The organism is Leifsonia sp. HAY1-4F (assembly GCF_056755275.1).
Genome location: NZ_JBNDHX010000700.1, coordinates 1 through 232 on the forward strand (window position 1 = coordinate 1; position 232 = coordinate 232).

The 232-nt window shown below is 73.7% G+C and carries 1 protein-coding gene; it reads left to right on the top strand.

Annotated elements, in window-relative coordinates; genetic code table 11:
* A partial coding sequence (locus ACPYOG_RS21030; protein WP_481295979.1) for a DUF6805 domain-containing protein occupies window positions 1-232 on the top strand: 232 nt, incomplete at both ends.

Here is a 232-nt window from a genome sequence, read left to right on the forward strand (position 1 = left end):
ACACGCGGTATGTCGTGTACTGGCCGTACAGCACGCCGGCCGAGGCCAGAAGCCGCCGCGACCGGCTCGCCCGGGACGAGCGCGAGCGCCTCGCGCTGCAAGCCCGCACCGTCGACGCCGTCGCGCCCGGCGAGCAGCAGCCCGAGAGCGATCACGGCTTCGCGGGCGAAGGCGTCGACACCGGCCTCCACAAGGGCCGCCGCTGGCGTCACGCGACCGCGTGGTTCAGTTA